The 8,716-nt window shown below is 65.4% G+C and carries 5 protein-coding genes and 1 tRNA gene; 2 read left to right on the top strand and 4 right to left on the bottom strand.

The annotated features are described in order from the left end of the window. Positions 1-719 precede the first annotated feature (719 nt). Positions 720-2,282, top strand: coding sequence for an alginate export family protein (locus ER13_RS14190; protein WP_155988169.1), 1,563 nt, complete (start codon positions 720-722; stop codon positions 2,280-2,282). A gap of 115 nt (positions 2,283-2,397) precedes the next feature. Here ER13_RS14190 and ER13_RS14185 read toward each other — a convergent pair whose 3' ends face one another. Together ER13_RS14185 and ER13_RS14180 are read right to left on the bottom strand one after the other, a co-directional pair. Beyond that, positions 2,398-4,110, bottom strand: coding sequence for a sulfatase (locus tag ER13_RS14185; RefSeq protein WP_035310239.1), 1,713 nt, complete (start codon positions 4,108-4,110; stop codon positions 2,398-2,400). Between the two features lie 30 nt (positions 4,111-4,140). Beyond that, complete coding sequence (locus ER13_RS14180) at positions 4,141-5,109, bottom strand: formylglycine-generating enzyme family protein (protein WP_197019802.1); 969 nt, start codon at positions 5,107-5,109, stop codon at positions 4,141-4,143. Between the two features lie 279 nt (positions 5,110-5,388). On the opposite strand from ER13_RS14180, the gene ER13_RS14175 reads away from it, so the two are divergent. After that, positions 5,389-6,438: a LacI family DNA-binding transcriptional regulator gene (locus ER13_RS14175; protein WP_155988168.1), complete on the top strand. Its 1,050-nt coding sequence runs from the start codon at positions 5,389-5,391 to the stop codon at positions 6,436-6,438. Here ER13_RS14175 and ER13_RS14170 read toward each other — a convergent pair. Together ER13_RS14170 and ER13_RS14165 are read right to left on the bottom strand one after the other, a co-directional pair. Next, complete coding sequence (locus ER13_RS14170) at positions 6,435-8,357, bottom strand: glycoside hydrolase family 3 protein (protein ID WP_035310233.1); 1,923 nt, start codon at positions 8,355-8,357, stop codon at positions 6,435-6,437. The genes ER13_RS14175 and ER13_RS14170 overlap by 4 nt on opposite strands. Positions 8,358-8,620: 263 nt before the next feature. After that, positions 8,621-8,697 (bottom strand) — tRNA-Arg (locus tag ER13_RS14165). Positions 8,698-8,716: the final 19 nt, after the last annotated feature.

Raw genomic sequence — 8,716 nt, 5'->3', positions numbered from 1 at the left:
ACACTCGGGAAGCAGCGTCTGCTGCCGGCGATCTGCACCCTGAACGAAGCGGCTCACAACCCACCTCCTGCTGACCTCAGGAGGCTAACCTAATTCGCTCATTCCGGAGGCGTTTTCACACAGCCTCAGTCAGAAGCGGGCTTCGACCAGCGCAAGCCCCCAAGTTAAGAGTGTCGAGCATCTGCTCTGGCAAGACGCAGACCGATCATATTGATCCGCCTGCCCATCTCCGCTCCGCACTCGCGGCCATCGGTCACTTTCGACAGCCTTAGCTTGGAAACGTGACACTCTTAACTTGCGGCGACAAAAATGTCGGGCCAACCTTAGCCTGTCGCGGAGAAAGTCCGCCATGCTTGAACGACGGCGGATCGCCAAGAACCTGTCCCAAGCTAAGGCTGCCATTGCACGCACGCTGAGCGCCTCGCGTTCGTCCCCTGGCCAAGATCAATCGTGATGGCCCTCGCCCCACATCAAAGTCAGCGGCGCTGATCATGCGGGGGCACGCTGGCTCGGCTAACTGACGTCTGGTCCGCCTTCGGTCGAAGCGTCGGCTCCGTCCACGCCGCCAAAGCCGAGGATGGACCACAGCTGAGGCCTTGGTCAGAGGTGCGACACGCCTCCGATTCACGCGAGCCGTACCGCGTTGACTAAACACGCGGCCCCGGATTAGTTTACCGCTAAATTATAGCGATAAACCACGCTGCCCTCGGGAGGGAAATTTGAAGAACACCGCAATGCGCCGCGCGCCGCGCCGGCTTAGCCCTGCGTCGCGTATGGGCGGCCTCGCCTCCGCCGTCTGTCTTTCGGCCATCGGCTTTGACCAGGCCGAGGCGCAGGCGGTGGCCGACGCGTCCTCGGCGACCACCCCTTCCGCATCGGCGGGCGCCGCCCCTGGAACCCAGACGGCTTCAGCCCCCGCAGCACCGGCCCGGGCCCTGCCCCCGTCGCTGCACCAGGGCCAAAAGGCGGGCGGCTTCCAGACTCTTCGGGCCAACGACAGTTTTCCGATACCGGCCGCCGCGAACGCGCCCTGGGACGAGCGCCTGAAACATGTGCCATTGTCGGCCGACGGACAGATCTGGGTCACTTTCAGCGGCGAAGAACGCATGCTGATGCAGAACTTCAACCGCCCGTCGATCGGGACCGCATCGCCTGCCCTGGCCAGTCTTTCCTTCCAGTTTCGTCACCAGTACGGCGCCGACCTGCACCTGGGTGAACGCCTGCGTGTCTTCGGACAGATCGTCAGCGGCCAGGTGACCGGCGACAACTATGTATCCCCCGTCTTTGGACGGCAGCAGAACGCCCTGGAGCTTGGTCAGGCGTTCGTCGAGTACAGCCGGCCGCTTTACAATGGGCGCGCCGGGGTCAGGGTCGGCCGACAGCAGACGCATCTGGGATCGGGCCAATTGATCTCGGCCCAGCCGATCCACAACATCGAGCGCAATTTCGACGGCGTGCGGGCCTACTACGCCGCCAAGGCTTTCCGGTTCGACGCCTTCGCCTATCGACCTCTGGTGCATGAACGCGGCGCCTTCGACGACACGGTCGACGACACCACCGCGATCTGGGGCGCCTATGGCGCCTTCGCCCTGCCGCGCCGTCAGCATGTCGCGCTGAATTTCGACGCCTATTACGTCGGCTATCGCGACGAAGAGAGCGCGTTGCTGAAAGCCACAAGCGTCCAGGACATCAGCTCCTTCGGGGTTCGACTGTATGGGAGCATCCATGGCGCGCAGATTGACGCCAATCTGATCCAGCAGACCGGGGATGTGGGGCCCAAGACGATCGACGCCTGGGCCATGGTGAACAGCATCCGCTATCCGGTGCCCGGCGCCCCGCGCAATCTGACGCTCCACCTGGTCTCGAACGTCGCGTCCGGCGGATCGCGCGAGGGGGATGTCATCCACACCTTCGATCCGCTGTACAGCGTTCAACGTCACGCCAACTTCGCCAGCTCCATCGGCTTCACGAACTTTGTGGACGTGGGCGGAGGCTTCACCTTCGATGCGACCGACAAGCTCGAGTTGGGCGCATCCCTTCGCGCCTTCTGGCGCTACTCCATCGAGGACGGCTATTCGCTAGGCTACCAGACCGCCGTGAACAATCGCAAGACCGATGCGCGCTTCATCGGCCTGCTGCCCGGCGTCGCCGCCAACTATAATTTGAACAAACATGTCTCGGTGAAGGGCTCGATCAGCCCGCTTCTGGCCTCCGACGGATACAAGGCCATCGGCGAGGACGGCATGAAGTCCTACCAGCTTGAGTTGCTCTATATCTGGTGACGTCGGGCGCGCGACGTCCGTCCGCACATAATGAGGCCCGCCGCGCTGAACGCACGGCGGGCCTTCAAGACTGAAGCAAAGACCCGGCCTGCAGCGCAGGCCGGGTCTTTCTGTCTTATTTCTTCTCGGGTTCCGCCGCCGGTCGGGCGGGGAAATAGGCCCGGCCGGCCGCATCGGCTTCGGCCTTGGCCGGCGTGTCGGGGAACAGTCCGTTCATCCGCCCGGGCCTGTTGGGCGCGACATACCATTCGGCGGGGAAGTCGGCGGCGCGAGCGCCATTGACGTCACGGTCGACCAGGCCTGCGCTGGTCCGTTCCGTATAGGGGATGACATGGTCGCCGCTGCGGGTCGCCAGCGAGGCGTGCAGGGCGTGGCGCAGTTCGCGTTTTCGCTCGGCGTAGGCCGGGTCGTTGACGAGGTTGTTCATCTCGTCCGGGTCAGTGGACAGATCATACACCTCCTCGATGTCCCAGACGCCGTGATACTGGATGTACTTCACCCCGTTCCGCGTGATGGAGAAGGTGGTCGGCGTCTGCGGGAAGGTCCACTCCCAGTAGTATTCGTAGACGAAGTCATTGGTGTCCCAGGCCTTGGGCGTCACCTCGCCCTCGGCCAGCGGCAGGAAGCTCTTGCCCTCCATCTGCGCCGGCTCGGCGACCCCGGCTGCGTCAAGGAAGGTCGGGGCCAGATCCAGATTGCGCACCACGGCGGGATTGACCACGCCAGCCTGAACATGACCGGGCGCATAGACGACCATCGGCACCCGGACCGAAGGCTGGTAGGCGTTGCGCTTGTCGATCAGGCCGTGTTCGCCGAACATGAAGCCGTTGTCGCTGTAGAAGACGACCATGGTGTTCTGTTCCAGGCCGTTGTCTCGCAGATACCGGAGAAGGCGGCCCAGGCTGTCGTCCACCGGGGTCAGGGTGCGGTAGATGTCGCGCACCTGCTCACGAAGATCCCGGTTCGTATGATAGGGGAAGTCCGCCCCGTGCCAGCTGTTGCGCTGGTTCTGCACCCAGACGGGTTTGCCGCGATTGTTCTCCGGCGTGTTCGCCATCGACGCCGGCAGGGTGATTTCCAGATCGCTGTACTGGTCAGCATAGCGCGCCGGAGGCATGGCGTCGGAATGGACGGCCTTGTGCGACAGATACAGGAAGAAGGGCTTGGCCGGATCACGCCCATGCTCCAGCCAGTCCATCGCATAGTCCGTCAGATCGTCGGTGATATAGGTGCGCTGCTTGGTCGGCACGCCATCCACATTCAGCATCTGCCGCTGACCCGCAGCGAGTTGGGCGGGGCTCATCCGGTCTTCGGGGAAGTAGAAGCCCTGCCCCTTGAAACTGACCCAACGGTCAAAGCCCGGGCGCGGCGCGTCGGTGTCGCTGCCCATATGCCATTTGCCGAAGAAGCCCGTCTGATAGCCGGCCTGTTGCAGATAGCTCGGGAAGAAGACCAGCCCCTCCTCCGACGAGTTGTTGTTGTCGATCACACGGTGATTGCGAGGCGACTGGCCGGTCAGAATGGTCGCCCGGCTGGGCGAGCATAGCGAGGACGTCACCACGGCGTTCGGGAAATAGGTCCCGTTCTTGGCCATAAAGTCGATGTTGGGCGTGTTCAGCCCCGGCGTCAGGAAGCCCATGGCGTCGAAGCGCAGGTCGTCCACCAGCACGAAGATCATGTTCATCGGCTGGGCCTGGCGCGCCGGGGCGGCGGCGGAAGCCGAGGCCGCAGTCGTCTGGGCCACAGTCGTCTGGGCAAGCGCCGGCTGGGCCACGAAACAGGATGCGGCGAGCAGGATCGCGCGGAAGCTTTTCAGGGTCGGTCTCATGCGCAAGCGCTCCAGGTTGGGATCAGGGTGTCAGACTGCGCGGATGACGCAGCGAAAGCCGATATGTGTGGTGGCGGAATCTATGGGCTGCGGATGGCGTGCGCCGGGCCGATAGCGTCGGCAGTAGCTGTCGGCGCAGAGGTGCGATCCGCCCTTCAGCACCTTGCGCCCGATTGGACGCCCCGGCGCGTCCGGGTCATAGCTGGACTCCTGGCGCGGCCCGCGGGGATTGAGGGGGGCGCAGCACGGAGACTTGGCGGCCGAGGCTGCGGCGCTGGCGGAATACCAGTCGGCCGTCCACTCCCAGACATTGCCGATCATGTCGTAGAGACCGTAGCCGTTGGCCGGATAGCTGCGGACGGGCGCCGTCGTCTTCAGCCCCTCGGGGGCGTGGTTGGCGTGCGGGAATTCGCCGTCCCAGTATTTCGCCAGGCGAGCGCCCTGCGGCGCCAGTTCGTCGCCCCAGGCGTAGTCGGCGCCGTCCAGCCCGCCGCGCGCCGCATATTCCCATTCCGCTTCGCTGGGCAGGCTCTTGCCGGCCCAGACCGCATAGGCCTTGGCGTCGGGAAAGGCGACGTGGACCACAGGATGATCCTCGCGACCCTCGATCGAACTTTCAGGCCCGGCGGGATGGCGCCAGTCCGCGCCCAGCTTGAAGGCCCACCACTGCATGGGGTCGTCCAGTCGAACAGGCCCGGGCGGCGGCGTGAACACCAGGGATCCCGGCTGGGCCAGGGCCGGATCCATGCCCGGATAGTCGCGCGGATCAGGCGCGATCTCGGCCAGGGTGACGTAGCCCGTGTCCGCGACAAAGGCGGCGAAGTCGCGATTGCACACCGGCGTCTCGTCGATCCAGAACCCATCGACCTTTACCGGGCGAACGGGGGTCTCGTCCGCATAGAAGCTGTCGCAGCCCATGCTGAACCGGCCGCCCTCGATCCGGCGCATGCCGGCGAAACGGTCTGCCGCCGAACGCCTTGATTTCTGTCTGGACGTCATGCGGACCTACTGGGCAGACGCCGGGGCCTGAAACAGCAGAGCCCAAGGCAGGAGGGGTCGAAGCGACGAGCCGTCCAGCGCGGCCGAAACGGCGACGGAGCCGTCGCGCATAGAGCCGGAACGATGCGTTTGAATCACGGAAACCTCCAAGCCGATCTGATGTCGGTTTATCGCTAAAATGCATGAGCGGAGAAGGTTGTCAAACGCACTTGGGGTCTGCGCCATTGACGGTTGCGCCGCCAGGCCTCACGTCAGACCGGCAATCACAAGAGGCGAGTCTTGGCGCGAGCGCAGAGGAAATCGACCCGCGCGGTCACCATGCAGGAGGTCGCCGCCCAGGCCGGCGTCTCGGTCATGACGGTGTCCAATGTCCTGACCGGCAAGAAGTTGGTGACCGACGCCACTCGCGCTGCGGTCATGCAGGCGGTCGAAGCCCTCCACTATGTCCCGAATATCGCCGCGCGCAGCCTGGCCAGCGCGGCGCCCGAGCTGGTCGGCGTGCATTTCCGCAATACCGAGAACGACTATCTCAGCGCCATGGTGATCGGCGCCGTGGACACCACCTCGCGAATGGGCGCGCAGATGCTGGTCGGCCGGTGGGATTTCGAAGGCGACCAGTCGCCGATGAACGTCCTGCGCCAACTGGTCCGTAGCGGCGCCCAGGGCGTTCTCGTCGCCCCGCCCTTCTGCGAGACCCTGACCGCCGACGATCTGGCGGAATTCGAAGGCATCGCCCTGATGGGCGTGTCCACAGGCGACAATCTGCCGCGACTGTCCAGCGTGCGCATCGACGACCGGGGCGCCGCCCGGGCGATGACCAGACGCCTCATCGCCCTGGGCCACCGACGGATCGGCTTCATCAAGGGCGCGCCGAATCACCTCAGCACGACCACGCGGTTCGCGGGCTATCGAGAGGCGTTGCAGGACGCCGCCCTGGTTTTCGATCCTGAACTCGTCGTAGACGGCGATCTGACCTTCGATTCAGGACTGGTCGCCATGAACCGCCTGATGCGCCTCACGCCACGCCCCACCGCCGTCCTCTCGTGCAACGACGACATGGCGGCGGCGGCGATCGCGGTCGCTCAGAAGCTGGGCCTGGTCGTGCCCGACGACGTCTCCATCGCCGGGTTTGACGACAGCCCCTTGGCCATTCGGGTCGAGCCCAAGCTGACCACGGTGCGCCAGCCCGTGGCGGAAATCGCCGGCCAGGCCGTCAGGCTCATAATTGAGGCGATCCGAAATCCCGATGCGCCCCGCCCTGTCGTCACCCATATGGTCGAGCATCAGCTGATCGAGCGCGGCTCGACCGGCATCGCCCCCGTGGCCTAGTTCCGGGGGGCGCCCCGTCCGTATCCGCGCGGATACAGGGGCGCGGCGCTGTCGTCCGGCCGGGCCGGATCCTGGGCCTCGACCGCCGCCATGCTGGAGGGCAGTTCGAACGGGAGACGGCCCTCGCCCCTGGCCTGGCCCGTCGCCACATCGAGGACCGCCGCATCGCTGGCGCCGAAGGTGGCGATCAGCACGTCGGTCTTGTCACGGATGTTGGTCAGGATGGCGGGACGATCCAGATTGACGGCGACCACGCTGCGCCGCGCGGCCCGTGCCTGTTTGACGGCCTCATAGTCCGCATCCCCGTCACGGAAATCGAGACGGCCCTCGTTCTGGCGCGCGCCGAAGAAATGATGGGGATGAAGCCGTTCGAAGGGGGCGTTCACCCGCACCAGGGCCAGATCGGCTTGCGCCGGGTCGGACGCCACGGCCCAGCCGCGGCGACGGGCTTCTTCCGGATCGACATTATAGAGCCACACCGTCTTGACGCCCTCGGCCGTCAGCGGCCGGCCGCCGTCTTCCAGGACGACCTGCGCCCGGCGCTGGGCCAGGTCGGCCTGGGCCCGAGACTGGGGATCGCCGACGACCCGTTCCGCGACATCCGGATCGACATAGGGATTGTCGAACAGACCGAGCTGGAACTTCAGCGTCATGATGCGCCGCACCGCCTCGTCGAGGCGCGCCGCCGGAACCTGGCCGTCGCGAACGGCCTGCAACAGCATCGCGCCGTCATTGACCCCGCCGAACTGATCGATCCCTGCGGTCACGCCCTTGGCGAACCGCTCCGGCTGGGTCAGCCCCTCGACGCCCCAGGGCATGCCGATGTCCTTGGCAGTCTGCGGATGATCGGCGGTCGGCGCACGGCAGGCCGCGTCGCAGTTGTTGGTGATCGCCCAGTCCGACAGGACCAGCCCCTTGAATCCCTTCTGGTCCCGCAAGAGGTCGGTCAGAAGTTGCCTGTTGAACCCGGCCGCGACCGGCTCAAGCGGGGCGCCGTCCAGGCTGACGCCTTCAAGGATCGGATAGGTCGGCATGACGCCGGCCACACCCGCCGCAAAGGCTCCGTCGAAGGCGGCGACATGTTCGGCGAAGCTGGCGTTGTCCAGCCGCGCCACCCGCCCATAGATATTATGCCCATCAAACCCCTCGGGCTCGGCCCCGTATCCGACCCAGTGTTTGACGACGGTCGCGACGCCGTCCGGCCGCACGCCGTCCGTCCCGCCCTGGAAACCTTCCACATAGGCCTGGACCATCCGCGACACATCGGCGGGGTCTGATCCAAAGGTCGCCGTCACGCGCGGCCAGCGCGGCTCGCTGGCCAGGTCGGCCTGGGGCGACAGCGCCATCTGGATGCCCACGGCCCGGTATTCACGGTGCGCCACCTCCCCGAAGCGGCGAACCAGGTCGGCGTCGCCCGTGGCGGCCAGGCCCAGGGTTTCGGGCCACAGCGAAAATCCACCGCCGGCGGTGCTGGCGCCCAGCACCGCCTGGAAGTGATTGCGGGGGTCCGTGCTGATCGTGACCGGGATTCCCAGGCGGGTCTGTTCGGCCAGCCTCTGGACTTCATTGTTCTGCTCGGCCAACCGACGCGGCGCCACGACCAGACGGGTGATGAAGCTGTTCAGATGGCGTTCGCCGATCATGACCCCGACCTGGTCCAGGTCATAGATCGCGCCGCCGTGCCCCAGTTCGTCGCCTGCCGGCAGGCTGCCATGCATCATGGCGCCCACCTTTTCTTCCAGCGTCATCTGGCGCACCAGATCATCGACGCGCGCGTCGATCGACTGACCTGCATCCTCGTACACGTCGCGACGACCGTTGTGGTTCAGATCGCGATAGGCGTCAGGCGTGGCCGCCTGGACGCCTTGGCCCGAGGCCATCACGGCCAACAGAGCGGATAGACAGACGTGCAGCTTCATGTGGTTCTCCCGACGCTTGCGGCTCTTCGCCGCCTGTTGGTTTAGCGCTATATCCGGGAGATGCGCTTTCTCCAATGACGGGTGACGCGCTTAAATGTCGCTCATCGACCCGAAACGATCGCTGCGGCTGGTTACGCTCTCCGGCTCGGGAATGGGCAACTTCGGGAAATGGCGCCCGGGCGACCCGCAAAGCTTTGCGATCCAATCGCAAATTTAGGCAGCCTCGGTGTGTTTTGAGCGAGTTCTAAGTGGTCTCGACAACATGGCGACCCCGGGAGGACTCCAACCTCCGACCTCGGCTTTAGGAAAGCCTTGCTCTATGCGGCTGAGCTACGGGGCCACGCGGGATGACCTAGCGG

Source organism: Brevundimonas sp. EAKA (assembly GCF_000698025.1).
In the GTDB taxonomy this organism is placed as follows: domain Bacteria; phylum Pseudomonadota; class Alphaproteobacteria; order Caulobacterales; family Caulobacteraceae; genus Brevundimonas; species Brevundimonas mediterranea_A.
Note: the sequence above shows the minus strand (reverse complement) of the source record. Positions and strands in the feature narration are given on the sequence as shown.